Annotated in this window: 1 protein-coding gene; it reads right to left on the bottom strand. The window is 75.6% G+C overall.

Annotated elements, in window-relative coordinates; all coding sequences use genetic code 11:
• Positions 1-12 precede the first annotated feature (12 nt).
• Positions 13-15,483 carry an SDR family NAD(P)-dependent oxidoreductase gene (locus ACZ32T_RS12345; protein ID WP_467366636.1) on the bottom strand — a complete coding sequence of 5,157 codons (15,471 nt, stop codon included), beginning with the start codon at positions 15,481-15,483 and terminating at the stop codon, positions 13-15.
• Positions 15,484-15,525: the final 42 nt, after the last annotated feature.

The following is a 15,525-nucleotide window of genomic DNA, read 5'->3' as shown; positions in this document are numbered from 1 at the left end:
TTCTCTTCCTTCTCACAGGGCGTCGTCGTCGCCGACGAGGTCGTCGAGCGCCAGGGTGATCAGACTCTCGGCATCCATGGCGTCGATCGCGGGGCGGCCGGACTCGCCGTTCGCGGACCGCTCGCGGGCGGGCCGCAGTCCGGCGAGTTCGAGCAGGCTGTCCAGCAGTCCGGCTTCGCGGAGTCTGGCCACCGGAAGGGCGGCCAGTGCGGCACGGACGGTCTCCTCCTCGCGCGGGCCTTCCGCGACGGACGGCGCCAGTTCGGCAGCGAGGTGCTCGGTGAGGACGGCCGGGCTCGGGTGGTCGAAGACGAGCGTGGCGGACAGGCGCAGCCCGGTCGCCTCGTTGAGCCGGTTGCGGAACTCGACGGCGGTCAGTGAGTCGAAGCCGAGGTCCTTGAAGGCCGCCTCTGCCTCGAACTCCTCCGTCCCGAGTACCTGTCGGGCCTCGTCCCGCACCAGTTCGAGCAGGCGCGCGGTCCGCTCCTCGGGCGTACGGGCGGCCAGGTCGCGGCGGAGCGCCGCCGAGGCCACGGACGCGGTGGCACCGCTGCGGCGGGGCGCGCGCACCAGGCCGCGCAGCAGTGGGGCGACGTGGCCGGCGTCCCGCGGGGTGCCGAGGTCCAGGCGGGCGGGCAGCAGGACCGGCTCCCCGCGTCCCACCGCGGTGTCGAAAAGGCCCAGGCCCGCCGCCGTGTCGAGGGCGAGTACGCCCCCGGAGGCCATGCGGCGCGCGTCGTTGTCGCCCAGGCGGTCGGCCATGCCTCCGCTGCCGGCCCAGGCACCCCAGGCGAGCGAGACGGCCGGCAGCCCCAGGGAGCCACGGTGCGCGGCGAGGGCGTCGAGAAAGGCGTTGCCCGCGGCGTAGGCGGCCTGGCCCGGACTGCCGAACAGGCCGGCCGCGGACGAGAACAGCACGAACGCGGTCAGCGGACGGTCCGCGGTAAGTTCGTGCAGGTTCCAGGCGGCGTCCAGCTTGGGCCGCAGCACCGTGTCCAGCTGCTCGGGCGTGAGGGAGGTGAGGACGGCGTCGGCGAGGACACCGGCGGTGTGCACCACCGCGGTGACGGGGTGGTCCTCCAGTACGCGGGCGAGGGCGGAGCGGTCGGAGGCGTCGCAGGCGACGAGGGTGACCCGCGCACCGAGGGCGGTCAGTTCCTCCCGCAGTTCCCCGGCGCCGGGGGCCTTGTCGCCGCCGCGGCTGAGCAGGACGAGCCTGGTGGCGCCGTGCTCGGTGGCCAGGTGGCGGGCCACCTCCCGGCCGAGAGCGCCGGTGCCGCCGGTGATCAGCACGGTGCCCGTCCAGTCGGCCGGTACGTGCCCGTCCCGGCGCGGTGCGCGGACGAGGCGCGGTGCGCTCACCGTGCCCTCCCGGAGCACCAGTTGGGGTTCGCCGGAGGCGACGGCGGAGGGCAGCAGGCGGCGGGAGGCGTCGGTGTCGTCGAGGTCGGCCAGGGCGATCCGGTCGGGGTGTTCCGACTGGGCCGAGCGGATCAGACCCCACGCGGTGGCGGCACCGGGGTCGGTGACCGCCGCGGCGTCGGGGCCGACGGCCCCCCGGGTGGTGACGACCAGGCCGGTGCCGGCGAACCGCCCGTCGGCCAGCCAGTCCTGGACCACGGCGAGCAGCCGCCGGGCCCCGGCGCGGATCTCTTCGGGGTTTTGTCCGCCGGGGTGCGGAACGACCAGGGTGTCGGGGGCCAGGGCTGCGGCCTCGGGCAGTCCGGTGACGGTCGTGACCTCGGCGATCTCCCCGCCGAGCGCGGCGGTCAGGTCCTCGTGGCCGGAGCCGAGGACGGCCCACCGGCCCGCCTGCGGGGCGGTGGGCACCGCGACGGGCACCCAGTCGAGGGCGAACAGGTCCTCGTGCCCGCCGTCGGCCGCCGCGGCGATCCTGGCGGGGTCGACCTCCCGCAGCGCCAGCGACGCGACCCGTGCGACGGGCCGGCCGGCGGCGTCGGCGGCGTCGATGCGTACGGCGCCGGAGTCCAGGGGTGCGATCCGCACACGCAGGGCGGTCGCGCCCGCGGCGTGCAGTTCGACGCCGCTCCAGGCAAACGGCAGCGCCATCCGCTCCAAGGCTCCGGCGCGCAGGCCGACGGCGTGCAGCGCGGAGTCGAGCAGCGCCGGGTGCAGTCCGAAGGGGGCACCGTCCGTGTCGACGGCGACCTCGGCGTACACCTCGTCACCGAGGCGCCAGGCGGCGCGCAGTCCCCGGAAGCGGGGCCCGTACTCGGCTCCCAGCGCCGCGAGCCGGTCGTAGACGTCGTCCAGGTCGACGGCTTCGGCGCCGGCCGGCGGCCAGGACGTCAGGTCGTGGGCGGGCAGCGGGTCCGCCGGCCGCAGGACGCCGGTGGCGTGGGTGGTCCAGGGGTCGTCGTCGGCCGCCGCGTACACGGTGAAGTCCCGGGCGCCGGTGGCGTCCGGCTCACCGGCGGTGGCCTGGAGGCGGATGCCGCCGTGCTCGGGCAGCACCAGCGGTGCGGAGACGGTCAGTTCCTCCACCACGGGGCAGTCCAGTCGGGCCCCTGCGGCGAGGGCCATCTCGACGAACGCCGTGCCCGGCAGCAGCGGAACGCCGCCGACGCGGTGGTCGGCCAGCCACGGCTGGGCGGAGAGCGAGAGCCGGCCGGTGTGCAGGGTCGCGTCGGCGTCGGCGCGCTCGACGGCGGCACCGAGCAGCGGGTGGCCGACGGCGGGCCCGGGCTGCCCGGGGTCGCCGGTCATCCAGTAGCGGTCCCGCTGGAAGGCGTAGGTCGGCAGGTCCGAGCCGTCGCGGTGGGGCAGCAGGCCCGTCCAGTCGACGGTGGCGCCGTGCACGTGCAGCGCGGCCAGCCCGGTGACCAGGGCCTCGGTCTCCTCGCGGTCCTTGCGCTGGAGCGCGACCACCGTGGCCGTGTCCTCGGGCAGGCAGTCACCGGCGGCCGCGGTGAGCGCGCTGCCGGGCCCGACCTCGGCGAAGTGCCGGGCGCCCGCGTCGTGCAGGGCGGACACGGCGTCGGCGAAGCGGACCGCCTCACGGGCGTGCCGTACCCAGTAGTCGGGGGTGGACAGTTCGCCGGCGGCCGCGGGGGCGCCGGTGAGGGTGGACACCAGCGGGAGGCGCAGCGACCCGTACGACAGCGACTCCGCGACCTCGCGGAACTCGTCGAGCATCGGTTCCATCAGGGCCGAGTGGAAGGCGTGGCTGACGGCCAGTTCCTTGCTCCGGTCGAAGCGGGCGGCGAGCGCGCGGGCCGGGCCGGCGGGGCCGGAGACCACCACGGACGTGGGGCCGTTGACTGCGGCGAGGCCGACCTCGTCCCCGAGCAGCGGCGTGACCTCGTCCTCCGCCGCGCGTACGGCGATCATGACCCCGCCGTCGGGGAGCGCCTGCATCAGCCTTCCCCGGGCGGCGACGAGCCGGCACGCGTCCTGAAGGCCGAGGACGCCCGCCACATGGGCGGCGGCGATCTCGCCGACGGAGTGCCCGGCGAGCAGGTCCGGCCTGACGCCGAACGACTCCAGCAGCCGGAACAGGGCCACCTCGAAGGCGAACAGGGCGGGCTGGGTGTACTCGGTGCGCTCCAGCAGTCCGGCGGAGTCGAGGACGTCGCCGAGCGGCCGTTCCAGCAGCGGGTCCAGGTGGGCGCGGACCTCGTCGAAGGCGGTGGCGAAGGCGGGGAACGCGATGCCGAGCCGGGTGCCCATGCCGGGCAGTTGGGATCCCTGGCCGGAGAAGAGCAGGGCCAGCTTGCCGTCGGTCGCCGGGCCGGCCGTGCCGACCGGGGGTGTGCGTCCCTCGGCCAGCGCCCGCAGCCCGGCGGTCAGGTCCTCGCGGGTGTGCCCGACGACGGCGGCACGGTGGCCGAGTGCGGTACGGGCGTGGGCGAGGGCGCCGGCGATCCGGCGCGGGTCGGCGTCCAGGTGGCCGTTCAGGTGGTCCAGCAGCCGACCGGCCTGTGCCCTCAGTGCCTGGGGCGTGCGGCCGGACAGCATCCACGGCACGGCACCCGCCGCGGCAACTGCGGGCGCCGTGGGGGTGCCGGCCGGCGGCGCGGCCGGTGGTGCCTCCACGATCACATGGGCGTTGGTGCCGGAGATGCCGAAGGAGGAGATGCCCGCCCGGCGCGGCCGGCCGGGGTCCGGCCACGGCAGGGACTCGGTCAGCGGGCGGACGTGGCCGCCCTCCCACTCCACGTGCCGGGAGGGCGTGTCGATGCCGAGGCTGGCAGGCAGGGTCTCGTGGTGGATCGCCTGAACCATCTTGATGACACCGGCGACACCGGCGGCGGCCTGGGTGTGGCCCAGGTTGGACTTGACCGAGCCGAGCCACAGCGGGCGTTCCTCGGTGTGCTCCGCGCCGTAGGTGGCGATCAGGGCCTGGGCCTCGATGGGGTCGCCGAGGGTGGTGCCGGTGCCGTGGGCCTCGACCACGTCGACTTCGGCCGCCCCCACTCCCGCCGCTTCCAGGGCGCGGCGGATGACGCGCTGTTGCGCGGGGCCGTTGGGGGCGGTGATGCCGTTGGAGGCGCCGTCCTGGTTGACGGCGGTGCCGCGGAGCACGGCGAGGATCGTCCGGCCGTTGCGGCGGGCATCGCTGAGCCGCTCCAGCAGCAGCACGCCGGCTCCCTCGCCGAAGCCGGTTCCGTCGGCGGCGTCGGCGAAGGGGCGGCAGCGGCCGTCGCTGGAGAGGCCGCGGTGCCGGCTGAACTCCACGAAGGTGCCGGGGGTGGCCATGACGGTCACTCCCCCGGCCAGGGCGAGGGAGCAGTCGCCCTGGCGCAGCGCCTGCGCGGCCAGGTGCAGGGCCACCAGAGAGGACGAGCAGGCGGTGTCGACGGAGAGTGTCGGACCCTCGAGGCCCAGGGTGTAGGCGACCCGGCCGGAGACGACGCTGCCGGAGCCGAAGCTGCCGAAGTAGTCGTGGTACATGACGCCCGCGAAGACGCCGGTGTCGGAGCCGCGCAGGGTGGCCGGGTCGATGGAAGCCCGCTCCAGGGCCTCCCAGGAGGTCTCCAGCAGCAGCCGCTGCTGGGGGTCGGTGACGAGAGCCTCCTCCTCGTCCATGCCGAAGAAGGCCGGGTCGAAGTCGGCCGCGTCGTACAGGAAGGCGCCGTGTCGTGTGTAGCTGGTGCCCGGCCTGTCCAGGGTGGGGTCGTGGAGGGTCTCGACGTCCCAGCCACGGTCCGCGGGGAACTCCCCCACGGCGTCGCGGCCTTCGGCCACGAGGCGCCACAGCTCCTCCGGGGAGGAGACGTCGCCGGGGAAGCGGCATCCCATGCCGACGATGGCGATGGGCTCGTCGGCGGCGGCGCGTACGGCGGTGGCGGGCGCGGCCCGGTCGAGGGCACCGGTCAGTTCACCCAGCAGGTACCGGGCGAGTTCGGCCGGCGTGGGGTGGTCGAAGACCAGGGTGGCGGGCAGCCGCAGTCCGGTCGTCGCGGCGAGTCCGTTGCGCAGTTCGACCGCGGCCAGGGAGTCGAAGCCCAGCTCGCGGAAGGGCAGCGTACGGCTGACCTCCTGGGCGGAGCGGTAGCCGAGGATGGTGGCGACCCGGCTCTGCACGAGTTCGGTGAGGAACGGCTCGCGTTCCGGCTCCAGCAGCCCGGCGAGCCGGACGCGCAGCGAGTCGGCCCCGCCTGCGGCCGCGTGGCCGGCGGTCGCGCGGCGTACGGGTACCAGGCCGCGGAAGAGCGGGGACAGAGCGTCCGCCTGGCCCCGCAGCGCGGCGGTGTCCAGCCGGACCGGGAGGACGACGGGGTCGGTGCCGCGCAGGGCGGCGTCGAACAGTGCCAGTCCTTCCTCGGTCGCCAGCGGGGCGACACCACCGCGGGCGATGCGCGCCCGGTCGGATTCGTCGAGGGTGCCGGTCATGCCGCTCGCCTGGGCCCAGAGGCCCCAGGCCAGGGAGTGCGCGGGCAGGCCGAGGGAGTGCCGGTGGACGGCGAGGGCGTCGAGGTAGGCGTTGGCGGCGGCGTAGTTGCCCTGGCCCGGGGAGCCGAGGGTGGCGGCGGACGAAGAGAAGAGCACGAACGCCGACAGGCTGAGGTCCGCGGTGAGTTCGTGCAGGTTCCAGGCGGCGTCGACCTTCGGCCGGAAGACCGCGTCGACGCGTTCGGGGGTGAGGGAGGCGAGCACGCCGTCGGCCAGCACGCCGGCCGCGTGGATCACGGCGGTCAGCGGACGGTCGGCGGGGATCCCGTCCAGCACCCCGGCGAGGGCCTCGCGGTCGGCGGTGTCGCAGGCGACGCCGGTGACCTCGGCGCCCAGCTCGGTCAGCTCGGTGATCAGGCCGTCGTCGGCGCCGCTCCGGCTGAGCAGCAGCAGGTGGCGTACGCCGAGGGGGCCGGCCAGATGGCGGGCGATGATCCCGCCCAGGGCGCCGGTCGCGCCGGTGAGCAGGACGGTTCCGGAGCCGAGGCCGGAGTCGGCGGCGGTGGAGGAGCCGGCGTCGGTGTCGGCGGCTCCGGCGTCCGTACCCGGGACACGGGCCAGACGCGGCACGTACCAGGTGCCGTCGCGCAGCGCGAGGTGCGGTTCGCCGCTCGCGAGAGCCTCGGCGAGACGGTCCGGGCCAACGTCCGTCGCGCTCTCGACCAGGACGATGCGGCCGGGGTTCTCCGACTGTGCCGAGCGGACCAGCCCGCCGACCGCGGCGCCGGCCGGGTCGGTGCCGGTGACGACGACGAGGGCGCGGTCGCCGTCCTGTTCGTCGGCGAGACGGTCGCGCAGCCGGCCGAGGACGGTGGCGACGGCGCCGCGCGTCTCGGCGGCGCCCACACCCGCCGGGGCGCGCAGCACTTCCCCGTCCCACGGTGTGAGCTCGGTCCCCGCCGGGGCCGGTGCGGTGACCCAGTCGACGTGGTGCAGCGCGCCGGACCGGGCGGACCGGGCGGCCGTGTCCACCACGTCGGCGCGCAGCGGGCGAAGGGTGAGGGAGTCGACCGTGGCGACGGGGGCCCCGGCCGGGTCGGCCAGGGTGAGGGCGACGGTGCCCTCGCCCGTGGCGCGGACCTTCACGCGCAGCGCGGTGGCTCCGGTGGCGTGAAGTCGTACCCCGGACCAGACGAAGGGCAGCAGAGCCTGGTCGCCGGCGGCGTCGGTGAGGCCGACGGTGTGCAGGACGGCGTCGGAGAGAGCCGGGTGCAGTCCGAAGCCGTCGACGGGCGCCTCGGTGGCGACCTCGGCGTACACGGCGTCCTCGGTGCGCCAGGCGGCGCGCAAACCCTGGAACAGCGGGCCGTAGCCGAGCCCGAGGGCGGCGAGTTCGTCGTACAGGCCGTCGAGGGGCACCGGTTCGGCGTCACGCGGCGGCCAGGAGGTGAGTGGTTCGACGACGGCCGGGAGGGTGCCGGTCGGAGCGAGCAGGCCGTCGGCGTGCCGCGTCCAGGGGAGGTCCTCGTCGGTGCTCTCGGGACGGGACCACAGGGTAAGCGGGCGGGTCCCCCCGTCGGGCGGTCCGACGACGGCCTGGAGCTGGACGGCTCCGTGGTCGGGCAGGACCAGCGGGGCGTGGAGCGTGAGCTCGGCGAGGTCGCCGCAGCCGACCTGGTCGCCCGCGCGCAGGGCGAGTTCGAGGTGTCCGGTGCCGGGGAACAGCAGCCGGCCCCCGACGCGGTGGTCGTTCAGCCAGGGGTGCGTGCCCGCCGAGAGCCGGCCGGTGAGTACGGCCTCCTCGCTGCCGGCCCGTGCGATGGCGGCGCCGAGCAGGGAGTGGTCGGTGGCCGAGAGGCCGGCGGAGGTGACGTCGGCTCCGGTGGCGGTGCTGTCGAGCCAGTACCACTCACGCTGGAAGGCGTACGCCGGCAGGGGGACGAGGCGGGCGCGACGGCCCTCGGCGACCGCGGCCCAGTCGACGTCCGCGCCGTGGGTGAAGGCCTCGCCCAGACCGACGAGCAGCCGGTCCCGGTCGCCTTCGTCGCGGCGCAGCGAGCCGACGGCGGCGACCGTGTCGTCCGTCTCCTGGATTCCGACGGTCAGCACCGGGTGGGGGCTGGACTCCACGAACAGGGTGTGGCCGCCGGTGACGGCGCCGCGTACGGCCTGCTCGAACAGCACAGTGCTGCGGAGGTTGGTGTACCAGTACTCGGCGCCGAGCTCGGCGGTGTCGATCGGGGCGCCGGTGACGGTGGAGTAGAAGGGCACGTCGGTGCTGCGCGGCTCGATGCCCGCGAGGTCCTCGGCGAGGCGTTCACGCAGGGACTCGACGTGTGCGCTGTGGGAGGCGTAGTCGACGGGCAGCCGTTTGGCGCGGACCTTGTCGGCGCGCAGCCGCAGAAGGAGTTCGTCGAGGGCGTCGGAGTCCCCGGAGACGACGGTGGAGGCGGTGCCGTTGACCGCGGCGACCGAGAGCCGGCCGTCCCACTCGGCGAGCCGTGCGCGGACCGCGTCGGCGCCCTCGGCCACGGACATCATGCCGCCGGAGCCGGACAGCAGTTCGGCGATGGCCTGGGAGCGCAGGGCGACCACGCGCGCGCCGTCCGCCAGGGAGAGCGCGCCGACGGCGCAGGCGGCGGCGATCTCGCCCTGGGAGTGGCCGATGACGGCGGCCGGGGTGACGCCGTAGCCGCTCCAGGTGTGTGCCAGGGACACCATCACGGCCCACAGCAGGGGCTGGACGACGTCGACCCGGTCGAGCCCGCCGCGCAGTTCGGTGGCGAAGTCCCAGTCGGTCCAGGGCTCCAGGGCGGCGGCGCACTCGGCCATGCGGGCCGCGAACACCGGTGATCCGTCGAGGAGTTCCGTGGCCATGCCGGACCACTGGGAGCCCTGGCCGGGGAAGACGAAGACGGGGCGGGCCCGTCCGCCGGCGGTGCCCACGGCGAGGTTGCGGGCGGTGCCGCCGTCGGCCAGTGCGGCGAGTGCCCCGCGCAGTCCGGCGGGGTCGGTGCCGGTGACGGCGGCACGGTGCGCGAAGTGGGCGCGGCCGGTCGCCAGCGACCAGCCGACGTCGCGGGGGTCGAGCTCGGGGTGCGCGTCGAGGTGACCCAGCAGCGCGGCGGCCTGTCCGGCGAGCGCTGCGGGCGACTTCGCCGTGAGCAGCCACGGGACGGCGTGTCCCGGGGTGTCGGAACCCGGCGCCGCGGCGGGCTCCGGGGCCGCCGGGGCCTGTTCGAGGATGACGTGGGCGTTGGTGCCGCTGATCCCGAAGGAGGACACCCCGGCCCGGCGCGGCCGGCCGGCCTCGGGCCAGGTCCGCTCCTCGGTCAGCAGGCGTACCTGCCCCGCCTCCCAGTCGACCTTGCCCGACGGTTCGTCGACGTGCAGGGTCCTGGGCAGGCTGCCGTGCCGCATCGCCATGACCATCTTGATCACGCCGGCGACGCCGGCCGCGGCCTGGGTGTGCCCGATGTTGGACTTGACCGACCCCAGCCACAGCGGCCGGTCCTCGGGCCGGTCCTGGCCGTACGTGGCCAGCAGGGCCTGCGCCTCGATCGGGTCGCCGAGGGTCGTACCGGTGCCGTGCGCCTCGACCACGTCGACGTCGGCGGTGGTGAGGCGTGCGTTCTCCAGGGCCTGGAGGATGACGCGTTCCTGCGCGGGGCCGTTGGGTGCGGTCAGGCCGTTGGAGGCGCCGTCCTGGTTGACGGCGGTCCCGCGGACGACGGCGAGGACCGGGTGGCCGTTGCGGCGGGCGTCCGAGAGACGTTCCACCACCAGGACGCCGACGCCCTCGCCCCACACGGTTCCGGCTGCCGCGTCGGCGAACGCGCGGGTACGGGCGTCGGGAGCGAGGGCGCCCTGCCGGCTGAACTCGATGAAGGTCTCCGGCGTGGCCATGACGGCGACGCCGCCGACCAGGGCGAGGGAGGACTCGCCCTGCCGCAGCGACTGCCCGGCCAGGTGCAGCGCCACCAGCGAGGAGGAGCAGGCGGTGTCGACGGAGAGCGAGGGGCCCTCGAGGCCGAGGGTGTAGGCGACCCGGCCGGAGATGATGCTGCCGGAGCCGAAGCTGCCGAAGTAGTCGTGGTACTGCACGCCCGCGAACACACCGGTCGGGCTGCCCTTGAGGGAGTGCGGGTCGATGCCGGCGTGCTCCAGCGCCTCCCAGGAGGCCTCCAGCAGCAGCCGCTGCTGCGGGTCGGTGACGAGTGCCTCCTTGGGGCTGATGCCGAAGAACGCGGCGTCGAACGCGCCCGCGTCGTGGAGGAACCCGCCCTCGCCGACGTAGGAGGTGTCGGGGCGCTGCCGGGTGGGGTCGACGACACGGTCGACGTCCCAGCCGCGGTTGGCGGGGAACGGGGCGATGGCGTCGGTGCCCTCGGCGACCAGCCGCCACAGGTCCTGCGGCGTGCGGACGTCGCCCGGGTAGCGGCAGGCCATGCCGACGATCGCCAGCGGTTCGTCGGTGCGGCCCCGTCCGGTGCGCCGAGTGCGGCGGACGGACGCGGAGGCCCCGGCGACCAGGGTGCCGAGGTGCGTGGCGAGCGCCTCGGGCGAGGGATGGTCGAAGACGAGGGTGGCGGGCAGTCGCTGCCCCGTCTCGGCGGACAGGGAGTTGCGCAGTTCGATCGCGGCGAGCGAGTCGAAGCCGAGGTCCTTGAAGGCCCGGTCGGTCTCCACGGTGCCCGGTCCGGCGTGTCCGAGGACGGCGGCCACATGGGCGCGGACGGTGTGCAGCAGGGTCTCGGCACGCTCCGCCTCACCGAGGGACGCCACGCGTTCGGCGAATCCGGACCCGGTGTCCCCGGTGGCGGCCTCCCGGCGGGCCGGGCGCCCCACCAGGGCACGCAGGACGGGGGCGAGTTCGCCGCCCTGGGCGCGCAGCGCGGACAGGTTCAGGCGTACGGGGGCCACAGCGGGGCGGCCGGTGCCCATTGCCCGGTCGAACAGGGCGGCGCCCTCCTCGGCGGACAGCGGGACCATGCCGCCGCGGGACATCCGGGCGAGGTCGGTCTCGTCCAGTGCGCCGGTCATGCCGCCGGCAGGGGCCCAGGGGCCCCACGCCAGGGCGAGGGCGGGTGAACCGTTCGCGCCGCGGTGGGCTGCGAGCGCGTCGAGGCAGGCGTTGGCGGCGGCGTAGTTGCCCTGGCCGGGGGCGCCGACGGTACCGGCGACGGAGGAGAACAGCACGAACGCCGACAGGTCGTGGTCACGGGTCAGTTCGTGCAGGTGGAGGGCGCCGAGCGCCTTGGGGGCGAGGACGGCGTCGAGGCGCTCGGGCGTCAGGGACGCCACCACGCCGTCGTCGAGGACACCCGCGGCGTGGACGACCGCGGTGAGCGGACGGTCCTGTCCGAGGCCGGCGAGCAGCTCGGAGACGGCGTCGCGGTCGGCGACGTCGCAGGCGTGCACGGAGGCGCTCGCGCCGAGCGCGGCGAGTTCGGCGACCAGGCCGTCGGCCCGGCCGCCGCGGCTGACCAGCGCGAGGTGGCGCACGCCGTGGGCGGTGACCAGATGCCGGGCGAGCACGGGCCCGAGTCCGCCGGTGGCACCGGTCAGCAGCACGGTGCCCTCGGGGTCGAGGGCCGGGGCCGCCGCGCCTTCGAGAGGCTCGGCGCGTACCAGCCGGGCCGCGCGGGCGGTGCCGGAGCGGACGGCCACCTGCGGTTCGCCGGAGGCGAGGACCGCGGGCAGCAGGGTGCCGGGGTCGGCGCCGGGTTCGAGGTCGAGCAGGACGCACCGGCCGGGGTTCTCCGACTGCGCGGAGCGCGCGAGGCCCCACACCGCCGCGCCGGCCAGGTCGGGCACGTCCTCACCGGCGGTGGAGACGGCGCCCCGTGTGACGAGGGCCAGCGGCCGGGCGTCGTCGTCCTGGAGGGCGGTGAGCGCGGTGTGCAGCGCGGCGCGTACCGTGCCGGCGTCCGCGCCGGACGGGATCTGCAGCAGGCGGTGGTCGGCGGCGGGAGCGTCGTGGTCGAGCGCGAGCGGCTGCCAGTCGAGGACGAACAGGGCCTCGCCGGCGGTGTCCTGCTCGCCGCGCAGCCGCGTCAGCGGACGGGAGGCCAGGGAGTCGACGGTGGCGACGGGAGCGCCGGTGGCGTCGGCCAGGTCGACGGCGAAGGTGTGGTCGCCGGCGGGTGTCATGCGGGCCCGCAGGACCGACGCGCCCACGGCGTGCAGGGTGACGCCCGCGAACATGAAGGGCAGCCGGGCGGTGTCCTCACCGGAACCGTCGCCGAGCAGGGCCAGGGAGTGCAGGGCGGCGTCGAAGGCTGCGGGGTGGAGGCCGAAGCGGGGGGCGTCCGCCGCGGGCCCCTCCGGAAGGCGCACCTCGGCGTGGACCGTGTCGCCGTCGCGCCAGGCGGCGGTCAGGGCGCGGAAGGCGGGCCCGTAGTCCAGGCCGGCGGCCGCGTGCCGCTCGTACAGGCCGGTGAGGTCGAGCTCCTCGGCGTCCTGCGGCGGCCAGTCGTCCAGCCGGGCGCCGGTCGGTGCGGTGCCGTCGGTGAGCAGACCGGAGGCGTGCAGGGTCCAGGGTTCGTCGGCGGCCTGGTTCTCGGCGCGGGCGTAGATCTGGACCGTGCGGGCCCCGGACGGGTCGGGGGTGCCGACGGCTACCTGGACCCGGACACCGTCGGCGGGCGGCAGCACCAGGGGTGTCTCCAGGGCCAGTTCCTCCAGCCGGCCGCAGCCGACCTGGTCGCCGGCGCGGACCGCGAGTTCCACCATCGCGGTGCCGGGGACCACGACGGAACCGCCGACGACGTGGTCGGCGAGCCAGGGGTGGGTCCGCACCGACAGCCGGCCGGTCAGGACGGCCCCGTCGGAGTCGGCGAGCACGGTGGCGGCACCGAGCAGCGGGTGGTCGGCGGAGTCAAGTCCCACGGAGCCGACGTCGCCGGCCGGGGCGGCCGTCTCGGGCCAGAACCGCTCGCGCTGGAAGGCCGTGGTGGGCAGGTCGACGGTGCGGGCCCCGGTGAACAGCTCCTCCCAGCGCGGGCCGGCGCCACCGGCGTGCAGTTGGGCGAGGGCGGTGAGCAGGGTCTCGGTCTCGTCCCGGCCGCGGCGGGTGGCGGCGGCGAGGACGGCGTCGCCGTCGGTGTCGGCCAGGCACTCGCGGGCCATGGCGGTCAGCACCGCGTCGGGGCCGATCTCCAGGAAGCGGGTGACGCCCTCCGCGGCGAGGGTGCGTATCCCGTCGTGGAAGCGGACGGCCTCGCGCACGTGCCGTACCCAGTAGTCGGCGGTGCCGATGTCCTGGGTCGCGAGCCGGCCGGTGACGTTGGAGACCACGGGGACGGTCGCCCGGTGGAAGGTCAGGGAGGCGACCACGGACCGGAAGTCGGCCAGCATGGGTTCCATCAGCGGGGAGTGGAAGGCGTGCGACACCTTCAGCCGACGGCTCTTCTCGAAGTGCGCGGCGACCGCCTCGGCCTCGGCGGCGTCGCCGGAGACGACGACGGAGTCCGGCCCGTTGACGGCGGCAACGCCGACCCGGCCGGTGAGCAGGGGGCGTACGGCCTCCTCGGTGGCGCGCAGGGCGATCATGGCGCCGCCCTCGGGGAGGGCCTGCATGAGCCGGCCGCGCGCGGCCACCAGCGTGACGGCGTCCGCGAGGTCCAGCACGCCCGCGACGTGGGCGGCGGCGATCTCCCCGATGGAGTGGCCCGCGACGTAATCGGGGGCGAGGCCCCACGACTCCACCAGCCGGTACAGCGCGACCTCGAAGGCGAACAGCGCGGTCTGGGTACGGGCCGTGCGGTTCAGCGGCCCGGGATCGTCACCGAGGACCAGCTCGCGCAGGTCACCGTCGCCGGACAGCTCGCAGATCTCGTCGAACACGCGGGAGAAGACCGGGAAGTGGGCGTGCAGCTCGCGGCCCATGCCTGGCCGCTGGGAGCCCTGGCCGGTGAACAGGAAGGCGGTCTGGCCCTTGCGGACGCGGCCGAGCGCGGTGGCACGGCCGCCCTCCGCGAGGCGGGTCACGGCGTCGAGCAGTGTGTCCCGGTCGGCGCCGAGGACAACGGCCCGGTACGGGTGGGCGGTGCGGGTGACGGCCAGCGAGTGCGCCACGTCCACGGGGTGGGCCTCGCTGACGGCCGCGGCCAGGAGGGCGGCCTGCTCGCGCAGGGCTCGCTCGCTGCGGCCGGAAAGCACCCACGGCACCAGTGGCGGCGCGGTGCGCGGAGCGGGGGCCGCGGCGGGTTCCCCGGAGGGTTCTGCGGCGGGTTCTTCGGCCGGGGCCTCTTCCAGGATGGTGTGGGCGTTGGTCCCGCTGGCGCCGAAAGAGGAGACCGCGGCCCGTCGCGGGCGCCCCGGGTCGGTCCAGGGGCGGTTGGCGGTGAGCAGGCGGACGTTGCCCTGGCTCCAGTCGACCTTGTCGGACGGCTCCTCGGCGTGCAGGCTCCGCGGCAGTACGCCGTGCCGCATCGCCATGACGACCTTGATGATTCCCGCGACGCCTGCGGCGGCCTGGGTGTGGCCGATGTTGGACTTCACCGAGCCCAGCCACAGCGGTGCGTCCTGCGGCCGGTCCTGCCCGTAGGTGGCGAGCAGGGCCTGTGCCTCGATGGGGTCGCCGAGCGTGGTACCCGTGCCGTGCGCCTCCACCAGGTCGACATCGGCGGGGGTGAGCTGCGCGCCGGCCAGCGCGGCGCGCACGACCCGCTGCTGGGAGGGGCCGTTGGGGGCGGTCAGGCCGTTGGAAGCACCGTCCTGGTTGACGGCCGAGCCCCGGATGACGGCGAGGACCTCGTGGCCGTTGCGGCGGGCGTCGCTCAGCCGTTCCAGCAGCAGCATGCCGGCGCCCTCGCCCCAGCCGGTGCCGTCGGCCGAGTCCGCGAAGGACTTGCAGCGGCCGTCCGGGGCCAGGCCGCGCTGGCGGCTGAAGGCGACGAACGAGTTGGGGGTGGACATGACCGTGGCGCCGCCCGCCAGAGCGAGGGTGCACTCCTTGCCGCGCAGCGCCTGCACGGCGAGGTGCACCGCGACGAGCGCCGACGAGCAGGCGGTGTCGATGGTGACGGCCGGGCCCTCGAGCCCGAGGGTGTAGGAGATCCGGCCGGAGATCACGGCGGCCAGGGCACCCGTGCCGAGCGCCGCCTCGGAGTCCTGCGGCATCCGCGCCAGCAGGTCCCGGTAGTCCTGGCCGTTGGTCCCGGCGAACACCCCGACCCGGGCGCCGTGCACCGAGTCGGGAGCGATACGGGCGCGTTCCAGCGCCTCCCACGACACCTCCAGCAGCAGGCGCTGCTGGGGGTCCATCGTGACGGCTTCCCGCGGGCTGATGCCGAAGAAGTCCGGCTCGAACCCCGCGGCGTCGCGCAGGAAGCCGCCGCGCGTGGAGTACGTCTTCCCCGTGGCGTCCGGGTCCGGGTCGTACAGCGCGTCGACGTCCCAGCCGCGGTCCCCGGGGAAGTCCCCGATGGCGTCGGTGCCCTCGTGGACCAGCTGCCAGAACTCCTCGGGGGTGGTGACCCCTCCGGGGAAGCGGCAGCTCATTCCGACGATGGCGATGGGTTCCCGGTCCTGGGTCTCCACCTCGCGCAGCCGCTGACGGGTCTGGTGCAGATCGGCGGAGACCCGCTTGAGGTAGGAGAGCAGCTTTTCGTCGTTGGTCATCGGGTGTCGCCACTCCTGTGCGAAGAGGTGGGCTGCGGGTGG

The sequence above is a fragment of the Streptomyces sp. NPDC023573 genome, assembly GCF_055559735.1.
The sequence above is the reverse complement of the archived record's forward strand: the minus strand, read 5'-3'. Positions and strand labels throughout refer to the sequence as shown.

Bases quoted from the DNA above. Each gene is read 5' to 3' on its own strand.
- ACZ32T_RS12345 (WP_467366636.1), bottom strand. From the start codon at position 15,483: ATGACCAACGACGAAAAGCTGCTCTCCTACCTCAAGCGGGTCTCCGCC.